Annotated in this window: 22 protein-coding genes; 17 read left to right on the top strand and 5 right to left on the bottom strand. The window is 50.0% G+C overall.

The window, feature by feature from the left end; genetic code table 11:
- Nucleotides 1–37 precede the first annotated feature (37 nt).
- Nucleotides 38–1,057, top strand: a complete 1,020-nt coding sequence (bchI, locus tag AOC32_RS07400) for a magnesium chelatase ATPase subunit I (RefSeq protein WP_108508849.1) — start codon at nt 38–40, stop codon at nt 1,055–1,057.
- Between the two features lie 3 nt (nt 1,058–1,060).
- Nucleotides 1,061–2,848, top strand: a complete 1,788-nt coding sequence (locus AOC32_RS07395; protein ID WP_108508848.1) for a magnesium chelatase subunit D — start codon at nt 1,061–1,063, stop codon at nt 2,846–2,848.
- A 6-nt stretch (nt 2,849–2,854) separates the two neighbouring features.
- Here AOC32_RS07395 and bchO read toward each other — a convergent pair whose 3' ends face one another.
- A complete protein-coding gene (bchO, locus tag AOC32_RS07390) occupies nt 2,855–3,727 on the bottom strand; it encodes an alpha/beta fold hydrolase BchO (protein WP_108508847.1) in 873 nt (290 codons plus the stop codon).
- A 131-nt stretch (nt 3,728–3,858) separates the two neighbouring features.
- Between bchO and AOC32_RS07385 the strand changes: the two genes are divergently transcribed.
- The 15 genes from AOC32_RS07385 (at nt 3,859) to AOC32_RS07315 (ending at nt 17,743) form a co-directional block, all read left to right on the top strand.
- Nucleotides 3,859–4,779, top strand: a complete 921-nt coding sequence (locus AOC32_RS07385) for a polyprenyl synthetase family protein (RefSeq protein ID WP_234409727.1) — start codon at nt 3,859–3,861, stop codon at nt 4,777–4,779.
- Nucleotides 4,766–5,950, top strand: coding sequence for a methyltransferase (locus tag AOC32_RS07380; protein WP_108508845.1), 1,185 nt, complete (start codon nt 4,766–4,768; stop codon nt 5,948–5,950). Before AOC32_RS07385 ends, AOC32_RS07380 begins: the two co-directional genes overlap by 14 nt.
- Before the next feature lie 148 nt (nt 5,951–6,098).
- Nucleotides 6,099–7,049, top strand: a complete 951-nt coding sequence (bchC, locus tag AOC32_RS07375; RefSeq protein ID WP_108508844.1) for a chlorophyll synthesis pathway protein BchC — start codon at nt 6,099–6,101, stop codon at nt 7,047–7,049.
- Nucleotides 7,046–8,068 carry a chlorophyllide a reductase iron protein subunit X gene (locus AOC32_RS07370; RefSeq protein ID WP_108508843.1) on the top strand — a complete coding sequence of 341 codons (1,023 nt, stop codon included), beginning with the start codon at nt 7,046–7,048 and terminating at the stop codon, nt 8,066–8,068. The genes bchC and AOC32_RS07370 overlap by 4 nt, the downstream gene beginning before the upstream one ends.
- 4 nt (nt 8,069–8,072) lie before the next feature.
- A complete protein-coding gene (gene bchY, locus AOC32_RS07365; protein WP_108508842.1) occupies nt 8,073–9,608 on the top strand; it encodes a chlorophyllide a reductase subunit Y in 1,536 nt (511 codons plus the stop codon).
- Nucleotides 9,608–11,086 (top strand): chlorophyllide a reductase subunit Z, encoded by a 1,479-nt coding sequence (gene bchZ / locus AOC32_RS07360; protein ID WP_108508841.1) that lies wholly within the window; start codon nt 9,608–9,610, stop codon nt 11,084–11,086. Before bchY ends, bchZ begins: the two co-directional genes overlap by 1 nt.
- A 111-nt stretch (nt 11,087–11,197) precedes the next feature.
- Nucleotides 11,198–11,347: a light-harvesting antenna LH1, beta subunit gene (gene pufB / locus AOC32_RS07355; protein ID WP_108508840.1), complete on the top strand. Its 150-nt coding sequence runs from the start codon at nt 11,198–11,200 to the stop codon at nt 11,345–11,347.
- Nucleotides 11,348–11,377: 30 nt separating this feature from the next.
- The gene (locus AOC32_RS07350) at nt 11,378–11,602 is read left to right on the top strand and encodes a hypothetical protein (protein ID WP_199908496.1); all 225 of its coding nucleotides are present in this window, start codon (nt 11,378–11,380) and stop codon (nt 11,600–11,602) included.
- Nucleotides 11,603–11,612: 10 nt separating this feature from the next.
- Nucleotides 11,613–11,819, top strand: a complete 207-nt coding sequence (gene pufA, locus AOC32_RS07345) for a light-harvesting antenna LH1, alpha subunit (RefSeq protein ID WP_108508839.1) — start codon at nt 11,613–11,615, stop codon at nt 11,817–11,819.
- 79 nt (nt 11,820–11,898) lie between these two features.
- On the top strand, nt 11,899–12,723 hold the full coding sequence (gene pufL, locus AOC32_RS07340) for a photosynthetic reaction center subunit L (RefSeq protein WP_108508838.1): 825 nt from the start codon (nt 11,899–11,901) through the stop codon (nt 12,721–12,723).
- Between the two features lie 21 nt (nt 12,724–12,744).
- Nucleotides 12,745–13,743, top strand: a complete 999-nt coding sequence (gene pufM, locus AOC32_RS07335; RefSeq protein WP_108508837.1) for a photosynthetic reaction center subunit M — start codon at nt 12,745–12,747, stop codon at nt 13,741–13,743.
- 9 nt (nt 13,744–13,752) lie between these two features.
- Nucleotides 13,753–14,814, top strand: coding sequence for a photosynthetic reaction center cytochrome PufC (gene pufC, locus AOC32_RS07330; protein ID WP_108508836.1), 1,062 nt, complete (start codon nt 13,753–13,755; stop codon nt 14,812–14,814).
- A gap of 64 nt (nt 14,815–14,878) precedes the next feature.
- The gene (locus AOC32_RS07325) at nt 14,879–16,408 is read left to right on the top strand and encodes a phytoene desaturase (RefSeq protein ID WP_108508835.1); all 1,530 of its coding nucleotides are present in this window, start codon (nt 14,879–14,881) and stop codon (nt 16,406–16,408) included.
- Nucleotides 16,405–17,466, top strand: a complete 1,062-nt coding sequence (locus AOC32_RS07320) for a phytoene/squalene synthase family protein (protein WP_108508834.1) — start codon at nt 16,405–16,407, stop codon at nt 17,464–17,466. The genes AOC32_RS07325 and AOC32_RS07320 overlap by 4 nt, the downstream gene beginning before the upstream one ends.
- A 49-nt stretch (nt 17,467–17,515) precedes the next feature.
- Nucleotides 17,516–17,743, top strand: a complete 228-nt coding sequence (locus AOC32_RS07315; RefSeq protein WP_108508833.1) for a hypothetical protein — start codon at nt 17,516–17,518, stop codon at nt 17,741–17,743.
- A gap of 20 nt (nt 17,744–17,763) precedes the next feature.
- Here the strand turns inward: AOC32_RS07315 and AOC32_RS07310 are convergent, their stop codons facing one another.
- The 4 genes from AOC32_RS07310 to ppsR are packed head-to-tail and all read right to left on the bottom strand — an operon-like array spanning nt 17,764 to nt 22,276.
- Nucleotides 17,764–18,606 (bottom strand): carotenoid 1,2-hydratase, encoded by an 843-nt coding sequence (locus AOC32_RS07310; protein ID WP_108508832.1) that lies wholly within the window; start codon nt 18,604–18,606, stop codon nt 17,764–17,766.
- Between the two features lie 26 nt (nt 18,607–18,632).
- Nucleotides 18,633–20,180 carry a 1-hydroxycarotenoid 3,4-desaturase CrtD gene (gene crtD / locus AOC32_RS07305; protein WP_108508831.1) on the bottom strand — a complete coding sequence of 516 codons (1,548 nt, stop codon included), beginning with the start codon at nt 20,178–20,180 and terminating at the stop codon, nt 18,633–18,635.
- Complete coding sequence (locus AOC32_RS07300) at nt 20,173–20,859, bottom strand: spheroidene monooxygenase (protein WP_108508830.1); 687 nt, start codon at nt 20,857–20,859, stop codon at nt 20,173–20,175. Before AOC32_RS07300 ends, crtD begins: the two co-directional genes overlap by 8 nt.
- A 1-nt stretch (nt 20,860) precedes the next feature.
- A complete protein-coding gene (gene ppsR, locus AOC32_RS07295; RefSeq protein ID WP_159074919.1) occupies nt 20,861–22,276 on the bottom strand; it encodes a transcriptional regulator PpsR in 1,416 nt (471 codons plus the stop codon).
- Nucleotides 22,277–22,284 lie beyond the last annotated feature (8 nt).

Below are 22,284 nucleotides of genomic sequence, written 5' to 3'. Positions count from 1 at the left end.
GCGTCAAACCAATAAAGTTTATTCAAGGAGCGCTTGCATGACCCGTAATTACCCCTTCTCAGCCATTGTGGGCCAAGAGGATATGAAGCTTGCTATTTTGGTAGCTGCATTGGAGCCTAGTATTGGCGGTGTATTGGTGATGGGAGATCGCGGCACCGGGAAGTCAACTGCGGTTCGAGGTCTCGCGGCACTTTTACCCACCATGACCGTTGTGAAAGACTGCGCGTATGGATGCGATCCCAAAGCGATGGCAGGCCTATGTGCTACTTGCAGTTCGGGAGCAAAAACCAAACCCAAAACGGAGCTGCGCCCTGTTCCAGTGGTTGATCTCCCCTTGGGTGCAACCGAAGATCGCGTACTTGGGGCCTTGGATATCGAGAAAGCTTTAACACTTGGCGAGAAGGCCTTTGAACCCGGCTTATTAGCGAAAGCCAATCGCGGATTTTTATACATCGATGAGGTTAATCTGTTGGACGACCACTTGGTTGATCTACTCATTGATGTCGCTGCGTCAGGACAAAATGTGGTGGAGCGCGAGGGTTTGAGTGTGCGCCATCCTGCCCGATTTGTATTGGTAGGTAGTGGCAATCCTGAAGAGGGCGAGTTGCGCCCCCAACTCTTGGATCGTTTTGGACTAGCCGTGGAGGTGAAAACCCCAAGCGATATGCCTAGCCGTGTCGAGATCATTAAACGACGTGATGCCTTTGAGCGCAATCCTGATGCCTTCATGAAGATTTGGGATCAAGAGGATGCGAGGATACGGGAGATGATGGCAAGCGCACGCAAGAAATTAGCCAGCGTCAAGGTTGATGACAAATTACTACACGATGCCAGTACGCTTTGCGCCCATCTGGGTACTGATGGCCTACGCGGTGAGCTCACACTCTTGCGTGCCTCACGCGCAGTCGCTGCCCTCGATGGTAAAAACAAAGTAACACGCGATCATCTCAAGCGCATTGCAGTACCGGCTTTGCAGCATCGCTTGCGTCGCAACCCTCTCGACGAATCCAGCTCAGCAACGCGTGTGCAACGGGCACTCGATGAGTTATTTGCTTAAGGCATGAACCCTTACTGGTTAACTTGCCTGCAGGTTGCGCAGTTGATCACACTCGCACCCCATGAATTTGGTGGGGTGATTGTGCATGCGCGCTCCGGTCCTGTTCGAGAGCGCTGGTTACAAACCCTTGAACAGCTTGCACGCCATCACGGTTTAACAACACCATTACGGAAGATCCCCAGCGGTATCTCAGATGAGAACTTACTTGGTGGTTTGGATATTGAGGCCACCATCATTGCAGGTAAGCCAATCTTTCGACCGGGGGTCTTAAGTCATTGTGACCAAAGTCTGGTGATTCTGCCAATGGCTGAGCGAGTGGAAGCAGGCACAGTGGCCCGTATTGCAGCCGCCCTCGATCATGGCGCCATTCAGGTTGAGCGTGATGGTCACGGAGAACGCATTGCCTGCGCGATGGGAGTGATCGCTCTCGATGAAAGCATTGAAGAAGACGAGAGTGTGAATCTAAAATTGATCGAGCGCTGCGCGTTTTATATTGATTTAGATTCGATCGCATGGCATGACCTACCAGATGCCAAACTCGATACAGAGTTCATTGATCTGGAAAGAGTGGGCATTCAAAAGCGGGTAGAGCAAATCACCCTCAGTGATGAACAATACGCAGCGCTCGTCGGAATTGCGGCGCAGTTAGGCATTGCCTCTTTGCGAGCCGTGCAATTTACAGCAAGAACTGCGCGGCACTTGGCTGCCATGGATCTCGAATGGCATCAGAGCGAGCCCAGCCAAGAACATCTTGAGCGGGCGGTGACCTTAGTATTGCTACCGAGAGCAACACAAATACCTGATATGGCCGATGAGACTCAAGCCGAGGACGAACCCTCTCCTGAGCAAAACGAGGATGCCAACCCCGAAGAAACCCAATCGCATAATCAAGAAACAGAAGTTCTTGAAGATCAAGTATTAGAAGCGGCGCAAGCAGCGATCCCTCGCGAACTGCTCGATCGACTCACTCAACTCGCGTTAGTACGACAAAAAAATCATTCTGCTGGTAAGGCAGGTGCTAGCCAATTAAGCAGTCAACGCGGTCGACCAATGGGCTCAAAGCCTGGAATGCCCTCTGGCAATCAACGACTGAGTTTGATGGACACCCTGCGCGCCGCCGTGCCATGGCAACGCATCCGCCAGCTCCAACTTAAGAGTAGTCAGAATCCGTCTCAGCCAAAAATCCTCATTCGTAAGGATGATCTGCGCATCAAACGCTATCGACAACGCAATCAGACACTCACAACCTTTGTGGTCGATGCCTCAGGCTCTGCGGCGATTCATCGTTTAGCTGAGGCAAAAGGTGCGGTGGAGTTGTTGCTAGCAGAGTGCTATGTACGACGCGATCAGGTAGCACTCATTAGTTTTCGGGGAAGCGAAGCAGAACTGTTGTTAAGCCCAACCCGTTCTCTGGTTAGAGCAAAGCGCTCTTTAGCATCGCTACCCGGTGGTGGCGGCACACCGCTAGCCCTTGCGATTGATACGGCTTTTACACTGGCGAAGGGATCGCTTAAAAAAGGCATGACCCCCACCTTGGTGTTCTTAACCGATGGCCGCGCCAATATTGCACGCGATGGCACGCCAGGTCGTGCTCAAGCACAGATTGATGCGGAGCAATCGGCAAAGCTAGCATCGCAGATCAAGGTACGCAGTTTATGGATTGATACCTCACCGCAAGCGCGCGAAGAGGGACAGCACATTGCCCGACTGATTGGTTCGTACTATTTGCCTCTACCGCATGCACGCGCTCAGGAGCTCTCGCAAGCAGTACTAGGTGTTTTGCACACCTAAAGCTAATTACTTCTTCAGGGCGCGCAGCTCACTCAAGATTAGATCAGCGGTCTTGGGAGTTTCCACTTCGTGCATGATGTGACCACCAGGCCAGTAGATCACCGTCGATTTTGGAAAGTATTGCTTGATGATTTTTTGAAGACCAATTTCTGGGACCCACTGATCGCTCTCACCAATCACCCAAATTAACTTACTCGGAAGGCTTGAACCTGCTTTGAGTACTTGATCGATATTGGCTGAGGCCATAAAGTTCATCGCGCCGCGCACATGCTCAGGCGATTGAAACAAGCGTCGATAGTAGTTGCGATTGGTCTCTGGCAAATTGGTGTTGGTGGAATCTAACAATCGATCGGTCATTCCTGAGAGTGGCGCAATCTTCGCCAGAATCGATGCCAGAGTCGCCGATTTAGTGACTGGCCCTAACATCGGTCCAAAAAATTGGGTATAGCTGGGCGGTGGTGGAATCAGTGAGGGATTCAGACCAATAATCACCTGTGGTTTGGTGGGTGCGAGATTAGCAAAGGCGAGCGCTAAGGGAGCGCCAGCGGAATGGCCAACCACGATGGATGGCCATGGCATTTTGAGTTCCTTGATAAGAGCAATCAAATTACTTGCGATCTGCTCAAGTCGTAATGAATTGACCGAAGCCCCCATTGTGAAGGCGTGCCCTGGTAAATCGACGCTCAGCACCTGCGCCTCTGGATTGAGTAAAGGCGTGATCTCACCCCAGGAGTGCGTCGAGGAACCAGTGCCATGCAGCAGCAAAATCACCGGCCCCTTCCCCGAGATTTGGATATGCCACGTGAGATCGCCCACGGTAATCGAGCGACTCATTTGGCGGTTTGGCCAGTTGTAGGGAATGCGATTAATGGAACTCATTAGGGTTTTCCCTAGATTTGATTGATTGACCCTGTTGCATTAGCTGACTATATTCATCATCATAATAAGTGTAAAAAAATATTTACACTTTTTTACCCGTATTGCGACCCGATTAACTCTGAAAGCCGGTCATGAGCTCAAAAATCAGCCCCAGTCACGCTATGCAAGAACGCATTGAGAAGGGCTTGCATCAAGCACTTGCCATCGCAGAGTCTAAGACAGCCCCACAAAATTTACAAAGGGCTTTGCATCATGCGGTTTTCCCAGGTGGTGCGCGCATTCGGCCTCAATTGTGTTTAGCGGTTGCTGCCGCCTGTGGGGACGACGATCCTGATTTATCAATTGCAGCTGCGGGCGCGATTGAGCTATTGCATTGTGCATCGCTGGTACACGATGATTTACCCTGTTTTGATAATTCGATGGTGCGTCGTGGTCAGCCCTCAGTGCACGCTGCATTTGGTGAACGTATAGCCGTGCTCGCGGGTGATGCACTCATTGTGCTTGCCTTTCAATACATGGCCTCATGCAGCATGCGCTCACCACTGCGCTTAGCGCCACTACTAAAAACCATCGCTGCTTCAGTGGGTGCACCCCATGGCATCGTATCCGGTCAAGCCTGGGAGTGCGAATCCAAAGTCCAACTGTCGCAGTATCAAAAAGAAAAAACCGGCTCACTCTTTGAAGCTGCAACCGCAGCGGGCGCGCAAGCCGCAGGCGCCGATGCGGATACCTGGAAACCGCTTGGTGAGTGGTTAGGTGAGGCCTATCAAGTAGCCGATGACATTCGAGATGTATTAGCCGATCAAGCGACGATGGGTAAACCACAAGGCCAAGATCTAACCCATGATCGACCGAGCTCCGCACGAGACCTTGGTTTAGTGGGTGCGGTTCAGCATTTTGATGAATTGGTATACAAAGCAATTCATTCGATACCGTCGTGTAAAGGCGAGAAGATGCTGCGTGCCTTAGTAGCGAAAGAGGCTGAACGCTTGATTCCGGAAGCATGGTTTATCAATACGAGTCGACCGCTGCATCACCATGCCACTGTCTGAGCGTGTGTCCGAAGACACGCAAATCCATCACCGATCATTGAAAGACAGCTTCGCCGATTGGCGTAATCGTGTCATTGCCTCACCCCGATTTCAGCGCTGGGCTGCACGCTTTCCATTGACACGCTGGGTTGTGCGGCGTCAGGCCTCCGCACTCTTTGATGTCATGGCGGGCTTTGTGTACTCGCAAATATTGCTTGCATGTGTGAAAGTCAATTTGTTTGAGTTGCTTGCAAACGGCGCTTTATCCAAAGCACAATTGCAAGAGCAGATTACGTTACCGCCCGCAGGACTCAATCGTTTACTCGATGCTGCAGTTGCCATTCGTCTTTTAACGAAACGAGAGGGCGAGCACTATGCACTTGGCATGCTGGGGGCACCTTTAGTAGGCAATCGTGCACTCATCGATATGATTATTCATCACGGCGATTTTTATCGTGATCTGCAAGATCCCTTGGCACTCTTGCGTGGTGATATTTCTGGGAAAGCGGCGATGGCTGAGTATTGGCCTTATATCGATCATGCGCACGATCCCAAACCAGAATCCCTATCGGCCGAGCGCGTTGCGAACTATTCAAAGCTGATGGCGCACACCCAACCCTTGGTTACCGCTGAAGTAATTGATGCCTATTCGTTTGCAAAGCACCGCCATTTACTGGACATTGGTGGTGGGCAGGGCGCGTTCGTTGCGCAACTTGCAAAACTTTATCCACAGTTGCGGTGCACGATTTTTGATCTCCCTGGCGTCACTGAGTTAGCAACTGCTCAGATTGCTAAAACAGACGTATCGAATCGCATCGAAGCGATTGGGGGGAATTTCTTTGATGAGGAATTGCCCAAGGGCGCGGATGTGGCGACCCTCATCCGAGTGATTTTTGATCACGATGACTCGCGGGTAAAGATCCTGTTACGGAATGTTTTCAATGCCTTAGAGCCGGGCGCAAGTCTAATTCTGGCTGAGCCCATGGCCGATACCCCAGGGCAAGAGGCAATGGGGGATGCGTACTTTGGCTTCTATTTGCTGGCAATGGGGCGGGGAAGACCCCGTTCCCAAGCCGAAATTAGCCAAATGCTAAAGGAAGCCGGTTTTGAGGCGGTTCGGCTTTTGCCATCCGCTATCCCCTTGAATGCACAGATCTTGCATTGTAAAAAGCCAATGATTTCAGTGGGTTAGAGTCTAAAAGCCGATTTTTGCCCAAAAAGCCTTGTAAATACTAGGGGTCATCAGTAGAAACCCCTAGATAAATTATTCCCAAAGTGGTGAAGAATGAGTAATGTAAATAAATATTTACACATAAAATATGTAAATAAGAAATGACACTATGAACACAATCTATCAAGCAAAGGCCATCGTGCTCGAAAAGCCCGAGAGCGTTGTCTTGAGTGAGTTGAAGTTATCACCCGTCACTGAGACGGATGTTGTGGTTGATATTGAATGGAGTGGTATTAGCACAGGCACTGAAAAACTTCTATGGAGTGGGCGTATGCCCCACTTCCCGGGCATGGGTTATCCATTGGTTCCGGGCTATGAGTCAGTCGGCAAGATTTATCAAGCGGGGATTCGGTCTGGGTATCAGCCCGGTCAACGGGTATTCGTTCCAGGGGCGCGTTGCTTTGGTGACGTAAAAGGTCTCTTCGGTGGCGCCGCATCACGCGTGGTGGTGCCAGCAAGTCGAGTGATTGGAGTTGATAACAAGCTAGGCGCAGAAGCCGTTTTGTTTGCCTTAGCAGCAACTGCGCATCACGTCACATCGGCTGAGGGTAGTCAACAGCCTGATCTGATTATTGGCCATGGTGTCTTAGGCCGCCTGATTGCGCGCATTGCTGTGCTTGCTGGAAAAAGTCCCGTGGTTTGGGAAAGCGATGCCGATCGTCGCAAGGGTGCAGTTGGGTATGAAGTCATCGACCCAAGCTCCGATCAGAAACGCTATTACAAAACGATTGTGGATGTGAGTGGCGACGCTTCATTACTGGATACCTTGATTTCCTGTTTAGCACCTGGCGGTGAAATCGTTCTCGCGGGCTTTTATGACGCCCCCATGACCTTCTCATTCCCTCAGGCATTTATGCGCGAAGCCCGCATTCGGGTAGCAGCGCAATGGCAGCCTAAAGATTTATTAGCCGTGAAACATTTAGCCGAGTCCGGTCGGCTCTCATTAGATGGATTAATTACGCATCATGCATCACCTGCGCATGCTGATAAAGCCTATCGCCAAGCCTTTAGCGATAAAGATTGTTTAAAGATGGTCCTTGATTGGAGAACCTTGCAATGAGTCCAGCAACCGCAAAATTAGAAGGTGTGCCAGCCGAAGCAACGGTGCAATTTGTCAATCTCAAAAAAGAGGCTGACATGGAACCGGATCCAGTCCACAAAGGACCAGTGACCAAAGAAACCCAAATCATCGCCATTTATGGCAAAGGCGGAATCGGTAAAAGTTTTACTCTCGCCAATCTTTCCTACATGATGGCGCAGCAAGGCAAGAAAGTATTGCTGATTGGTTGCGATCCGAAAAGTGATACCACTTCTTTACTGTTTGGAGGCAAAGCCTGCCCGACGATCATTGAAACTTCTTCGAAGAAAAAGTTATCGGGTGATTCTGTATCGATTGGCGATGTGTGCTTTAAACGCGATGGCGTATTTGCAATGGAGCTCGGTGGTCCCGAAGTAGGGCGTGGTTGCGGTGGTCGCGGCATCATTCACGGTTTTGAAACCCTGGAGAAGTTGGGTTTTCATGATTGGGGGTTTGATTACGTTCTCTTAGATTTCTTAGGCGACGTGGTGTGCGGTGGTTTTGGATTGCCGATTGCACGTGATATGTGCCAAAAAGTGATTGTGGTGGGAAGCAATGATTTGCAATCCCTCTATGTTGCCAATAATGTCTGCTCCGCAGTGGAGTACTTCCGTAAGTTGGGCGGCAATGTCGGTGTCGCGGGCATGGTGATCAATAAGGATGACAACACTGGTGAAGCTCAAGCCTTTGCAGAGAAAGTAGGCATTCCTGTATTAGCAGCGATTCCTGCACACGAAGATATTCGTCGTAAGAGTGCTAGCTATGAAATCATCGGCCGTCCTGGTACGCAATGGGGTCCACTCTTTGAAGAGTTGGCGACCAATGTAGCGAGTGCGCCACCGGTACGACCCAAGCCACTGAGCCAAGACGATCTCTTGGGGCTCTTCTCATCAGACATTACTGGTCGTGACTACGTCCTTGAGCCCGCCACCGATGTTGACATGATGGGTAAAGACGCGGTCGTCAAGAAAACCCTTGAAGTGGTCTACGACAAAGTCTAAGTTCATGAGTAAACCCATCATTCCCATCGTGCCAGAGCAGTTGGTCAACGATCCATCCCAGGGGGATGGCGTGGGATGCCATGCGGGTGAAAAGCAAATGATGGATGCAGCAAAGTCTGCAGGCAAAGCCGAAGTATTACAACGCTATGCACAAGACTATCCCAAAGGGCCGCACGATCAACCGCAAAGTATGTGTCCAGCCTTTGGATCTCTGCGTGTTGGTTTACGTATGCGTCGTACCGCCACCATTCTGTCGGGCTCTGCCTGCTGTGTATACGGCTTAACGTTTACATCGCATTTCTATGGTGCGCGTCGCAGTGTGGGCTATGTGCCATTTAACTCCGAGACCTTGGTCACTGGAAAGCTCTTTGAAGATATTCGGGATTCGGTGCATGAACAGGCTGATCCCAGTAAATACGATGCGATCGTCATCATAAATTTATGCGTGCCGACTGCCAGTGGTGTACCACTGCAATTGCTGCCTAAAGAAATTAATGGCGTACGCATTATTGGTATCGATGTGCCAGGCTTTGGTGTGCCAACCCATGCTGAGGCAAAAGATGTATTAGCCGGTGCCATGTTGCAATACGCTCGCCACGAAATCATGGCTGGTCCCGTGCAAGCGCCGCGTACTGGTTTGCAAACAAAACCGACCATCACGCTTTTGGGTGAGATGTTCCCAGCCGATCCCGCAGTAATTGGTGCGATGTTGGAGCCCATGGATCTTGCAGTGGGCGCCACAGTACCAACCCGCGAATGGCGCGAGCTATATCAAGCGCTCGATTGCAAAGCAGTCGCAGCGATTCATCCGTTTTACACAGCCAGCATTCGGGAGTTTGAAGCGGCAGGCCGACCCATCGTTGGATCTGCGCCTGTTGGTTACGAGGGAACTGCTGCATGGTTAGAAGCGATTGGCAAAGTAACTAATACACCGCAAGACCGAATCAATGCGGCCAAACATAAAATCTTGCCAGCAATTAAAGCCGTCCTTGGTGCAACTCCGATTAATGGCCGCATTACCTTAAGCGGCTACGAAGGCTCCGAACTTTTAGTGGCGCGCTTGCTCATTGAGAGCGGTGCGGATGTCCGTTATGTGGGATCTGCCTGCCCACGCACCGTCTGGAGTGATGCCGATCGCGAGTGGTTGGAAGCCAAAGGTGTGCAGGTGCAGTTTCGTGCATCACTTGAGCAGGATTTAGCAGCGATGGCCGAGTATCAGCCTGATTTGGCAATTGGCACAACACCGGTGGTGCAAGCTGCAAAGCAAGCATCGATTCCCAGTCTGTATTTCACAAACCTCATTTCTGCTCGTCCTTTAATGGGGCCTGCAGGCGCTGGATCGCTAGCGCAAGTAATTAATGCCGCCATTGGTAATCAAGCGCGCTTTGATGAGATGAAAGTCTTCTTTGGTGAGGTTGGTGCCAATCACAATGCCGGCGTTTGGGAAAGTGTTCCCAAAGATCGCCCTGAGTTCAAAGCCGAGACCCGTCGCAAGTTGGAAAAAGCGATTAAGAAACGCAAAGCCGAGGAGATGATCTGATGTACGTCATTGATCACGATCGCGCTGGCGGCTATTGGGGAGCCGTGTATGTGTTTACGGCCATCAAGGGGTTGCAAGTGGTGATCGACGGACCGGTCGGTTGTGAGAACTTACCTGTTACCTCGGTCTTGCATTACACCGATGCACTGCCACCGCATGAGTTACCGATCGTTGTCACTGGATTGGCGGAAGAACAATTGGGACGTGAGGGGACCGAGGGTTCCATGAAACGCGCTCACGCCACCTTAGATCCTGATTTACCTGCAGTGGTGGTGACCGGATCAATCGCCGAGATGATTGGTGGGGGTGTAACACCTGAAGGTACAGCCATTGCTCGCTTCTTACCGCGTACGATTGATGAAGACCAATGGCAGTGTGCTAATCGCGCCATGTATTGGTTATGGTCAGAGTATGGCATCAAGAATGTGCCGGCCCGCAAACCCCGCAAAGAAGGGGAGAAGCCACGTGTCAATATTATTGGCCCTGCGTATGGCACGTTTAATATGCCGAGCGACTTGGCGGAGATCCGCCGTTTGGTCCAAGGAATTGGCGCTGAGATCAATATGGTGTTTCCACTCGGTAGTCACTTAGCCGATGTGTCGCGTTTAGTCGAAGCTGATGTCAATATTTGCATGTACCGCGAGTTTGGTCGCATGCTGTGTGAAGCCTTAGACCGTCCCTATTTGCAAGCCCCGATCGGATTACATAGCACGACCAAATTCTTGCGCAAACTAGGCGAGTTATTGGATCTGGATCCTGAGCCATTTATTGAGCGTGAGAAGCACACCACGATTAAGCCAATTTGGGATCTGTGGCGCTCGGTGACGCAGGACTTTTTTGGGACCGCAAATTTTGCGATTGTTGCAAACGAGACCTACACGCGCGGGATCTCTCATTTCTTGAGCGAGGAGATGGGTCTGCCCTGCAGCTTTGCCATTTCTCGTAAGCCTGGTCAGAAAACTGATAGCGAGGAAATTCGAAAGTTAGTCAAAGAGAAAGCACCCTTAGTGCTATTCGGAAGTTATAACGAACGCATGTATTTAGCCGAAGCGGGTGGTAAGGGTATGTATATCCCCGCATCGTTTCCAGGCGCAATCATTCGGCGCCATACCGGCACTCCATTTATGGGATACGCCGGCGCAACCTATTTAATCCAAGAATTTTGTAATGGGCTGTTTGACGCTCTGTTCCATATCTTGCCTTTAGGTACCGAGATGGATAAGGTGGACTCCACCTTGGCACGTGGTCAAGCAGCAAACGCCTTTCAATGGGATACAGACGCCCAAACGATGGTTGCCAATTATGTTCAGAAGCAACCGGTCTTGGTGCAAATCTCGGCAGCCAAGCAATTGCGTGATCGCGTCGAGCGCGATACCGAATCCTCAGGTGAAGCGCGAGTCACTGCAGAGCGCGTGCGCCTGTCTTGTCCTGAGATTGTGCAAGAGAAAGTACCCAACCCCATATCGGAGAAAGTATGAATCTGACTACTTTGCTCCATCCCCAATGTGGCAGTTCCATGCCATATGCCCTTGTCGCGCGGGCTTTGCGCGGTGCTAGCCGAAAGGCTAATTTTGAAGGAGGGATCTCGAATGAGTGATCACAGAGGCTCTATTTCTGGTCTTACCGACGACGAGGCGAAAGAATTTCACCAGTTTTATGTCCAAGGTTTGGTCGGGTTTACTGCAATAGCGGTCATTGCTCACATTTTGGTGTGGGCTTGGCGTCCTTGGTTCTACTGAAATCGGAAGTAACAACGTAAAGGTAACGATATGAAAGATATCCATTTAAACCACTCGGTACAAGAGATCGCTAAGAACGATTCAATCACGTTCAAGACGATTTTTGTCTTGTGTTTTGTGGTGTGTTTTGTACTCGCGCTCTTTACTGTGTTCTTACCAGGTCAGTGGAGATCCTGGCTACCAGGATCGGAAGAGAAGTCAATGATCGACGGCGTAAGGTCTGCGGTTTATAGCTTTATGTCGTATTTAACTTAGGAGAAATACCATGTGGAGAATTTGGAAACTATATGACCCATTACGGGCTATGGCTATTCAAGGAATCTTCCTGTTCGGTTTAGCAGCAATGATTCATTTGATTCTGCTAAGCACAGTTCGTTTTAATTGGCTTGATGGTTTAAGTCAGGCTGAGTATGTAAAACAAACTGGTAACAGTGGAGCAGCTAAGCCACCAGCAGTACCAGCAGCAAAGTAGTACGCATCATGAAAACCGTGGTGGATAGGGCTTGATTACATATCGAGTCTTATCTGCCAATTTAAGGAAGGACTAAAAAATGGCCATGCTCAGCTTTGAACGAAAGTACCGAGTACGAGGGGGAACCCTGGTTGGCGGAGATTTATTCGACTTTTGGGCGGGCCCTTTTTATGTCGGATTTTTTGGTATCACCACGATCTTCTTTACCTTTTTAGGTACTGCACTCATTTTGTGGGGCGCATCGCAAGGACCAACTTGGAACTTGTGGCAGATTAATATCGCCCCGCCCGATTTGAAATACGGCCTAGCACCCGCTCCGCTGATGGAGGGAGGGCTGTGGCAGTTAATTACGATTTGTGCCTTAGGCGCATTTGGGTCATGGGCGCTTCGTGAAGTCGAGATCTGTCGCAAATTAGGCATGGGCTTTCATGTGCCATTTGCCTTCTCAGTCGCGATCTTTGGTTATTTCACACTGGTTGTAATTCGTCCCGTGTTGATGGGCGCTTGGGGTCATGGCTTCCCGTACGGCATCTTGAGTCACCTTGATTGGGTCTCAAACGTCGGCTATCAATACCTGCACTTTCACTACAACCCCGCGCACATGATTGCGATCACCTTGTTCTTTACCACGACCCTTGCACTTGCCATGCACGGTGCCTTGGTATTGTCATCGACTAATCCGCAAAAGGGCGAGTTTGTGAAAACCCCCGAGCATGAAGACACATTTTTCCGGGATTTGATTGGCTACTCCGTCGGTACCCTAGGAATCCACCGACTTGGATTGTTCTTGGCCCTAGCCGCCGTTTTTTGGAGTGCCGTTTGCATTGTGATTAGTGGACCATTTTGGACTCGTGGTTGGCCAGAGTGGTGGGGTTGGTGGTTAAACCTCCCCATTTGGTCATAAGAAGAATCGAGGGATAAGAATATGGACTATCAAAATTTATTTACCCAGGTTCAGGTGGTTGCTGAACCGCATCATGGCTCACCACTCAATCCCAGAAAGGATGAGCGTGAACGTATCGGCAAACCATTTTTGGTCCATTTATTTGGCCGTTTAGGAAATGCGCAGATTGGCCCTATTTATTTAGGAACGATTGGGATTGCCTCACTATTCTTTGGCATGATCGGCTTTCAGATCATTGGCTGGAATATGTTGGCCTCGGTGAACTGGGATCCAATCCAGTTTGTGCGCCAACTCTTTTGGCTATCGCTTGATCCGCCCTTGCCGAAGCATGGCCTGAACTTCATCATGCCGCTCTCTGAAGGCGGTTGGTGGATGATGGCCGGTGCATTCTTAACTGCATCGGTGTTGTTATGGTGGTGGCGAACCTACCGACGTGCGGTTGCACTTGGCATGGGTACCCATATTGCTTGGGCTTTCTTGTCAGCAATTTGGTTGTTCCTCGTCTTAGGCTTCTTTAGACCGCTATTAGTGGGCAGCTGGAGTGAAGGCGTGCCGTTTGGTATCTTCTCGCACTTGGATTGGACTGCCGCGTTCTCTTTACGTTACGGTAATTTGTTTTACAACCCATTCCATATGCTCTCCATTGCATTCCTCTATGGATCAGCGCTGTTGTTTGCCATGCACGGCGCAACCATCCTAGCGGTTGGTCGCTATGGTGGTGAGCGCGAGATTGAACAAATTGTGGATCGCGGTACTGCATCGGAGCGCGCCGGACTATTTTGGAGATGGACCATGGGCTTTAATGCCACGATGGAGTCCATCCACCGTTGGGCTTGGTGGTTTGCCGTATTGGTCCCACTGACCGGCGGTATCGGAATTTTATTAACGGGTACTGTGGTTGATAACTGGTACTTGTGGGCAGTGAAGCATGGGGTTGCACCTGCATACCCTGATATTTACAGTATTCCCACAGTGGATCCAGCAGCAACATTTGTGCCACCTCCACCTGTTACGAAATAAGGAGCAATCATGAACTCAATTCAACGCATATTGGGCATTGCTGCTCTGGCAGGAGCTACATTATTTCTGACGGCATGTGAACGCCCACCGGTGGACTCCGTACAGAGCGGCTTCCGTGGCACTGGTATGGCGATGGTGTACAACCCACGTACGCTAGAGGCACAGGCAGAAAAGAATCAGGTGCCGGTATCGATTCCTGCTGATGCGGATGGTCCTAAAGCTGGTGCCGTCTATAAGAACGTCAAGGTCTTAGGAAATCTGAGCGTTGCTCAGTTTACGAACTTCATGGTAGCAATGACCAGTTGGGTTGCGCCTGAGCAAGGCTGTGCTTACTGCCATAACGTTGCAAATTTTGCTGAAGACTCGGTCTATACCAAAATTGTCTCCCGCAAAATGATTCAGATGACCCAACGAATTAACGTCGAATGGAAATCGCACGTAGCGGATACGGGGGTGACCTGCTATACCTGCCACCGTGGTAACAACATTCCACAAAACGTTTGGTTTACCGATCCTGCTAAGCCTCAGGGCAGTGGATTCTTAACAGGTAAGAATGGCCAAAACACACCAGCACCATCGGTGGGTCTGTCGGATTTACCATACGACCCATTTACTCCTTACTTATTAAAAGCTGAAAACATTCGTATGAATGGACCTACAGCTTTGCCGACAGGTAATAAGAACAGTATTCAGGATACCGAGAAAGTATTTGGCTTGATGGTGCATATGTCGACCTCCTTAGGTGTGAACTGTGCCTATTGTCATAACACCCGCGCAATGCCCGAGTGGTCGCAAAGCCCTCCGCAGCGCATGACTGCATGGTATGGCATTCGGATGGCACGTGACATTAATAACAACTACATGGTGCCCATTACTAATGTATTCCCGCCCCATCGTTTGGGACCTGAGGGTGATGTGGCAAAAGCGAATTGCGCAACTTGCCACCAGGGAGCCTATAAGCCTCTTTATGGTGTTTCGATGCTCAAAGATTACCCATTCTTAACAGGCGCGCCCGCACCGCGCGTTGCACCAAAGCCTGCTGAGAAGAGCAATACTGTTGCGATGAAGTAAAGAATGATGTAACCGGTACTTATGGCGTCCTTCGTGGCGCCATTTTTTTCTAAATTAGGAAGCCATGCTCAAACGAACTTACCTACCCAGTGATGACCGCCCAATTGCGGTGGTGATTGGGAGTGGTTTTGGTGGCTTAGCCGCAGCCATTCGGCTTTCTCACAAAGGGTATCGGGTTAAGGTATTCGAGAAGCTTGATAAGCCAGGTGGTCGAGCCTATGTGCATGAGCGCGATGGTTATACCTTTGATGCCGGGCCCACCATTATTACGGCTCCCTTTTTACTCGAGGAGTTATGGGAGTTGTGTGGCGAGAAACTTGAAAACGATGTGGATCTAAGGCTAATGGATCCGTTTTATCGGATTCGGTTTGATGATGGCAGCCATTTTGATTACACGGGTGATCTGGCGCGCATGCGCGATGAGGTTGCTAAATTCAGTCCAGCTGATTTGCCGGGCTACGATCGCTTTCTAGCAGAGGCCGAGAAATGCTATCAGCTTGGCTTTAAAGAGCTTAGTAATGTCGCCTTTGACTCCCTAAGTGATTTATTCGAGGCCTTTCCATCGATGGTGAAGATGAAGGCTTGGGAGAGTATCTACACACTCGTTGCACGGCATTTGAAGAACGACAAGTTACGGCAGGTGATGAGTTTTCATCCACTGCTCATTGGCGGCAATCCATTCTCGGTAACTGCGGTGTATTCACTCATTAATTCCTTGGAACGTAAACACGGCGTGTTCTCAGCCATGGGCGGAACGGGCTCCTTGATTAAGGGCTTAGTTCGTTTATTGGCGGATTTAGGGGTGGATGTGCAATGCAACCAAGAAGTAAAGCGCATCGAAGTACGTGATGGCAAAGCCGTTGGTATTACGTTGGCAGATGGTAATTTTGTGCCGGCAGATATCGTAGTTTCAAATGCCGATGCCGCCTGGACCTATCAGAGATTAATCGAGCCTCAGCATCGCAAAGTTTGGACCGATAAAAAAGTAGCACGTAGCAAATATTCAATGAGTTTATTTGTTTGGTACTTCGGAACGAATCGGCAATACCCGGATGTACCACACCATATGATTTTGCTAGGCAAGCGTTATCGCGAGTTGCTAGAAGATATCTTCAAGCGCAAAGTGCTGGCAAAGGATTTCAGTCTCTACTTGCACCGACCGACCGCGACCGATCCAAGTCTTGCCCCCGCAGGTCATGACACCTTTTATGTCTTGTCTCCCGTACCGAACCTTGATAGTGGTACCAACTGGCAAGAGACCGCAGAGCCTTATCGCCAAGCCATTGCAGAGTATCTCGACCAATCGGTATTACCTGGCTTTCAAAAGCATGTCACCACCTCGTTTTGTACCACCCCACAGGATTTTCAGGATCGGTTGTTATCGGTTAAAGGTGCAGCCTTTGGTTTTGAGCCACTCTTATTGCAAAGTGCGTGGTTTAGACCCCATAACCGCAGCGAGGATGTAAAGGGACTTTACATGGTGGGAGCTGGGACCCATCCTGGCGCCGGAATTCCGGGTGTTTTGTCGTCGGCGAAGGCCTTAATGTCCGTGGTTCCTCATCCAATTAATGTGGCAAAGGGGTATGCGCAATGAACCGCAGCTCAAAACGTTTTGACCAAGATCTCAATGAGTGTGTAGAAACCATGCGCGATGGCTCCAAATCCTTCTTTGCTGCCTCGCGCGTATTGCCTAGTCGTGTGCGCGATCCCGCTACAGCACTGTATGCATTTTGTCGGATCACCGATGATATTGCTGATGCCGCGGACGCAACTGAGCAATCCATCATCACGCTTCAAGAGCGATTGGATGCTATCTACTTAGGTCAGCCCATGGATGAAGCGGCAGATCGGGCTTTGGCAGAGGTGGTGCGTGCCTTTGATATTCCTAAAGAATTACCACTCGCATTGATTGAGGGGTATGCCTGGGATACGCAATACCGTACCTACGAGACCTTTGATGAACTGCTCGATTACTGCTCGCGAGTCGCTGGCACGGTTGGTGCCATGATGTGTTTGATCATGGGAAAACGCGAGCCCGAGACCGTCGCACGCGCTTGTGAGCTTGGCCTTGCTATGCAGTTAACCAATATTGCACGCGATGTCGGTGAAGATGCCATGAACGGCAGGATCTATTTACCCATTGAGTGGATGCATGAAGAGGGGCTTGATCCCAAGGAGTGGTTAGCAAACCCACAATTTAATGAGGAAATCTCACGCGTAGTGGCGCGGCTTCTCAAGGAGGCCGACAAACTCTACACCCAAGCTGAAATTGGTATCAGTGATTTACCGTGGGATTGTCGCCCAGCGATTGCTGCAGCGCGCCTCATTTATGCCGAAATTGGGCGTGAAGTTGAGCGCCTTAACCTTGACTCCGTGTCGGTCAGGGCCGTGGTCTCGAAGCAGCGCAAGCTGATCCTATTGACGCATGCAACATCAGCCATCATTGCGAAGTTCTCGATCCGACGTTTTAACCCCCAAGCGCATCCATCGATTCAGTTCTTGATTGAGGCAGTCAATAAAACCCCGCATATTCGACATTACGGCGGAACCATCTACGAGCGAATGACTTGGGTTGTTGATTTGCTCGAGCGCGTTGAGGAGCGAAAGCGGGAGGCAGAAATAAGTACGCACGAACGCTTTCAGGCTAATTAGTTCTAATACCTTTATTGACATTTCCCGATAACTATAGAAAATTTTGCTCATGAATAATGAGCAAAGCAAAAAAATTTCTATTCAATTAAGTCCTGAAAATCTATTCAAGCTCAATACGCTTTCCAAGCAGAATAGTGTTGATTTGTCAGTCATTGTGAATGAGGCCTTAAGCGTGTATTTAGATCAAAAAATACCAACAATATCAAAAGAGGATCCAATAGTTCATTTTGCAGCTAGCATCAAAGAGTTTGATGATTTATACAAAAAATTAACTTAAGGTATCTTAATAAACGTTATTTACCTAACCCTCGGCATCCGCCAAGGAAGCATAAACTGTACGGCCCAGGATGAGAGTCTTGGAACATCGAGCGTCTCATGAAATGAAGTGACCTGCTCACCGAGTAGCTCGCTACTGAGAACCGAGCGCGCATAAAATGGAGTGTCTTCCAGGGTTTCCAGTATTTTTAGTTGAGCATCTTTCGGGTTACGCATTTGCCTCTGAATCCGCCAACCAGTTTTGGGTAGAGCTTGGCGGGGAGGGGGCTCAAAGTGCTCAATGCGTCCATCGGGAGTAAAAATCAGTCCTAAGACTCGCTCCACCCCATTACGTTGGCGAACATCATAAATGACAGCAGTACGCTCTCCACTTAACTGAGCACGTGACCAATCCCAATCTTTAAACGGAATTGCAATCGGTTCATCTCCTTCATTGGAATCAAAATAGGCATTGCCTTGCCACTTGATTTTGGGAGACTCTAGTTCAACCTCGATGCGCGCGCTAGGTGCTAATGGCCCCCAGCGATGCTTATGCTGATCATCCAGATGGGTCGAGAAATTAAATAATTGCTTTGGGTATAGTTTGAAATGCCCAAGGACGCGTTGACCAAAGGGAACGGCCCGCTCCACAAAATCAACCCGCAAATGATCACCATTCCAATGCAGGCTGCTGGGTCCAATCACAAACTCGGTTTGATTCCGAGAAATACTCGCTGCACTTCGCTCGGTCATAGTCCAGCGTTTATTACCCGGACTATAGATCGCTAAATTAATCGCGCAATGGTTTTCTGGATTGACTTGGGCGTGGCGACGGCGTGCTAATGCATAGTAGGGGGAGAACACGCTTCCTACAAACGCAATCATGACCAGACCATGCTGACCATCATCGCTTAAGGCGTCGACGTACCACCAGAGATAAGCACCCGACCCGACCGCCTGGTCAAACCGAGGTGACCCATCAGGGTTGCGGCCGCCATACGACCCGAAAGGGCTGCCATGGGTACTCCCGCTCCCGGATGCGCGCTGCCCCCCGTTAGATATAGACCCGGTATCGCTGTTTGAGCTGCTGGCCGACGAAAGGTATCCATCCAGCCGTGATTGGCTTGGCCATAAAGAGCCCCACCCGTTGCCGGAAAGAGACGATGAAAGTCCTGTGGCGTAGTGCGCGTCACGGCTGCATCCGCTAAGGAGAGATTGAGGCCACAATGTTCGAGCAGGGAAAGGGATTTTTCTTGACATGATTCAATCTCAGATAGGGTGGGTTGTTGGTGATCTCCAGTGGCTGGCGCATTGACTAAACACAAGAGTCGCTCTCCATCGGGGTGCGAAAGATGATGATCGGTTTGATCTTGGGCGCAAATGTAAACCGTTGGCTTTTGTGGCAAACGCTTGCGATAGAAGATATCCGTGAACTCACTATCGTAGTCCGAGTCAAAGAATACGTTGTGCCGAATTAGAGGAAAACCTTTTGGCTTTGCGTACATTGACCAGGTGATTGCGGATAGCGAGCGGGTGGTTTGCGTGATTGGGGACGCTTGGCGATTGGCCTCGCCGAGTAATCCCGTTTGCAGGGCCATGGCATCACCATTAAAGATAACGGCTTGCGTTTGAATCGTCTCACCATTACTTAAGCGCACTCCTGAGATCTTGCGATTTCGTTGCAAAATCTCTTCGCAGTTCACGCCGCAGATAAAGCGCACCCCTTTGGCGCTCGCCAGATCAGTGAGTGCTTGCGTAATGGCGATCATGCCACCTTGCACCGCCCATACACCTTGCATTTCCACATCAGCGATGAGCATCAGGGTCGCGGGCGCCTGAAACGGTGAGGAACCGCAGTAAGTTGCATAGCGACCAAAGAGTTGATGCAAGCGCGGGTCTTTAAAGTATCGACCTAAACTTTTCCAAAGATCATTAAATAGACCAATTTCATAAAGGGCTTTTGAGCCGGTCGGTCCTAAATCACTCATCATGCCCATCATGGAGGGGCGTTGCGACAACAGATAGGGTTTTTCTAAGGCGCGATAGAGTTTGCGGGTTTGCTCACAAAAGTCAATGAAACGCCGTGCCTCCGCAGCACCTGCAAAATTCTCAATTGCTTTCGCTGATTCATCACGATTGGCAAAGAGATCTAAACGCTCGGATTTGCTCCATGCGTGGCGGGCTAAAATTTTGAGTGGCTCAATCCGCAACGCATCTTCCAGTCGAGAGCCTGCATTAGCAAAGATGCCATCAAAGACCCAGCGCATAGTAAATACCGTAGGCCCAGAATCCACTCCATGACCGGCACAGTCAATTTGCCGAATCTTGCCCCCGAGCCGTTGTTCTTTCTCGACCACGATGACCTCAAGACCCGCGCAAGCAAGGTCTAGAGCACTCACTAAGCCACCGATGCCTCCACCGATCACCACAATGGGTTGATTACCAAGGGACTTAGGCAAGCCTTCTTCCTTTCCAAGTTCCGGTTGCCTCAAATGGCTGAAAGCGTACAAACATCGATTCAGAAAAGTATTGCCCTTGCATGGCTGATTTGATGGCTGCTAAGTGCGCACCAGAGCGGGCATAGGCATCCATGGCAGCTTGAGATTCCCAGATGGTAAATGTAGCCTGCCGAAGGATCGGCGCCTCACCAACACCTGCAGAGATCAGGCAGCCATCGGTATGCAATAAATCCACTTCTGCGGGTGGTGCCTTGGTCCAAAACGATACTGCTTTTGAAGGCTTAATCGATGCCCGCGTGAGTGAGGCGATTGGCCCCGAGCCCGGTTGAGCAATGGACTCGCTCAATTGATGACCAGACCATTGCCCTTTGACTGAATAGGCACGAAGCTTGACGGTAAATAGTTCATGGGCGTGGTCTTGATACCACTTTAGCAAGGGCGACTCACGAACAAATGTATTTGCATGCTCCAAAGAATCAAAGAGGCTAAATAGACCCTGATGGGTTCCACTGGGATTTACCGAAAACCCGGCATTTTTCCCAGACCCCATATGCTTTTGGAACAACAAGCCACTTGGTCGATAGCTGCTAAATCGGTTGAACATCAGGCGTGCAATGCCGGCGAGTTTGGCTTGCGGTTGGATGCTGACCAAGCTCATGACTGCTACCTGTGAAGACATCTTATTCCTCGATGTCGCTATCTTTGCTTTGATCGCTCAGATTGTATTTACGCAACTTAATGTAAAGACTTTGCCGTGAGAGGCCCAGCATCTCTGAAGCAGAGACCCGATTGCCACGTGTGAGCTCGAGCGCAGCTTTAATGCAAAGCTGCTCAATCAGATCGGTGGTCTCATTAATAATTTCTTTTAAGGGTAAGCGACCAACCAGTTGCGTGAGTTCTTCGCTCGAACGTGTAATCGATTCTTCGGGTTGTATCTTTGAGCGAATGCGTGAGCCAACCTCACGAATCGTAAATCCTAAGCATGCATGTGGGTAAGCAACCGACACCGCGGAAATCTCAACCGGATGCAAAGTACCAAACGAGTCTCGAATCGAGGTTGCAAATAACTTAATGGATCCTTTTTCTTGAAGATTAGAGAGCATGACGCGTAAATCGACACTCGAACGCTCAAGCCAGCGCTCAAGGGGCTCATTCAAGATTTGATCAAGCTTATCAGCCATGATCAGACGCAAGAAGGCTTGATTGGCTGTTAATATTTTTCCGGCTGAGTTGGTCACGATAAAGCCATCGGGCGCATTCTCAAGCGCTTGGATCACTAATGATTGGGCGCCTGCATCTTGACGGTCAACAAATTCACCTGAGCGCTTAATCGTGATTAGTAGTAAGGATTGATTTTCATTGCGAAATGGAGCGGCCGATAAAAATGCCTCTTGGCCATTTAAAAGCTGAGTGCTGAGGTCAGCCGCAGTGCTCGTATAGGCAACCTTACTGAGTAATGATTGCGCCTGAATGCGATCGCCCTTGGCTAAATAGTCGATTAGGGAGCGACCATTGAGCTTTTTAATCGATTCATTGAGCAAATCAGCAGCACGAGGGTTGGCCTCAACAATCTTGAACGTATTTGCGTCAAGTACCAATACGGCCTCGGAAGCCATCTCAAATAAAACGCGATAACGCGTTTCAAGCTGACGTAGGCGGGTGTAATCACGTTCAATCGCCTGCTGTGCATCGACTAAGCGTTGTTGTAGGAGAGAGATCTCGCGTAAATCACGAGCGAGCGCAATAATCTGCCCCGTGCTTCCAATTTTCAGCGTTGCGCAGAGGAGGGGCAAATCACTGGCGCCCGGCATCGCAACATTAATTTGCCGAAAGCGCGAGAGGGAGGATTCATTGGCATCCGTTAAGAGCGCCTGAATCTTCGGACGACTCTCTACTGTTACCACATCGACCCAGGATTTACCAACCCAGTTTTCTAGGTTAGGACTTCGTAAATCGGGATTACCAAATGCAATACTCTGAATCACACCCGCTGAATTAAGGGTGAGCGAGATGTCTGCCGAAGCCTCGACGAGATTGGCAATCTCTTCGGGGTTGAGTTGCCCAAAAGTGTGAGCGGTGCTGGCAATGTTGGTCACGATCTCGG

The organism is Polynucleobacter acidiphobus, assembly GCF_003065385.1.
In the GTDB taxonomy this organism is placed as follows: Bacteria; Pseudomonadota; Gammaproteobacteria; order Burkholderiales; family Burkholderiaceae; genus Polynucleobacter; species Polynucleobacter acidiphobus.
Note: the sequence above shows the minus strand (reverse complement) of the source record. Positions and strands in the feature narration are given on the sequence as shown.

Bases quoted from the DNA above. Each gene is read 5' to 3' on its own strand.
- AOC32_RS07320 (WP_108508834.1), top strand. From the start codon at position 16,405: ATGAACCGCAGCTCAAAACGTTTTGACCAAGATCTCAATGAGTGTGTA.
- AOC32_RS07370 (WP_108508843.1), top strand. From the start codon at position 7,046: ATGAGTCCAGCAACCGCAAAATTAGAAGGTGTGCCAGCCGAAGCAACG.
- AOC32_RS07315 (WP_108508833.1), top strand. From the start codon at position 17,516: ATGAATAATGAGCAAAGCAAAAAAATTTCTATTCAATTAAGTCCTGAA.
- bchC (WP_108508844.1), top strand. From the start codon at position 6,099: ATGAACACAATCTATCAAGCAAAGGCCATCGTGCTCGAAAAGCCCGAG.
- AOC32_RS07385 (WP_234409727.1), top strand. From the start codon at position 3,859: ATGAGCTCAAAAATCAGCCCCAGTCACGCTATGCAAGAACGCATTGAG.
- bchZ (WP_108508841.1), top strand. From the start codon at position 9,608: ATGTACGTCATTGATCACGATCGCGCTGGCGGCTATTGGGGAGCCGTG.
- AOC32_RS07325 (WP_108508835.1), top strand. From the start codon at position 14,879: ATGCTCAAACGAACTTACCTACCCAGTGATGACCGCCCAATTGCGGTG.
- pufB (WP_108508840.1), top strand. From the start codon at position 11,198: ATGAGTGATCACAGAGGCTCTATTTCTGGTCTTACCGACGACGAGGCG.
- AOC32_RS07310 (WP_108508832.1), bottom strand. From the start codon at position 18,606: ATGATTGCGTTTGTAGGAAGCGTGTTCTCCCCCTACTATGCATTAGCA.
- bchY (WP_108508842.1), top strand. From the start codon at position 8,073: ATGAGTAAACCCATCATTCCCATCGTGCCAGAGCAGTTGGTCAACGAT.
- AOC32_RS07350 (WP_199908496.1), top strand. From the start codon at position 11,378: ATGAAAGATATCCATTTAAACCACTCGGTACAAGAGATCGCTAAGAAC.
- AOC32_RS07300 (WP_108508830.1), bottom strand. From the start codon at position 20,859: ATGTCTTCACAGGTAGCAGTCATGAGCTTGGTCAGCATCCAACCGCAA.
- AOC32_RS07380 (WP_108508845.1), top strand. From the start codon at position 4,766: ATGCCACTGTCTGAGCGTGTGTCCGAAGACACGCAAATCCATCACCGA.
- pufM (WP_108508837.1), top strand. From the start codon at position 12,745: ATGGACTATCAAAATTTATTTACCCAGGTTCAGGTGGTTGCTGAACCG.
- bchO (WP_108508847.1), bottom strand. From the start codon at position 3,727: ATGAGTTCCATTAATCGCATTCCCTACAACTGGCCAAACCGCCAAATG.
- pufL (WP_108508838.1), top strand. From the start codon at position 11,899: ATGGCCATGCTCAGCTTTGAACGAAAGTACCGAGTACGAGGGGGAACC.
- pufC (WP_108508836.1), top strand. From the start codon at position 13,753: ATGAACTCAATTCAACGCATATTGGGCATTGCTGCTCTGGCAGGAGCT.
- AOC32_RS07395 (WP_108508848.1), top strand. From the start codon at position 1,061: ATGAACCCTTACTGGTTAACTTGCCTGCAGGTTGCGCAGTTGATCACA.
- pufA (WP_108508839.1), top strand. From the start codon at position 11,613: ATGTGGAGAATTTGGAAACTATATGACCCATTACGGGCTATGGCTATT.
- bchI (WP_108508849.1), top strand. From the start codon at position 38: ATGACCCGTAATTACCCCTTCTCAGCCATTGTGGGCCAAGAGGATATG.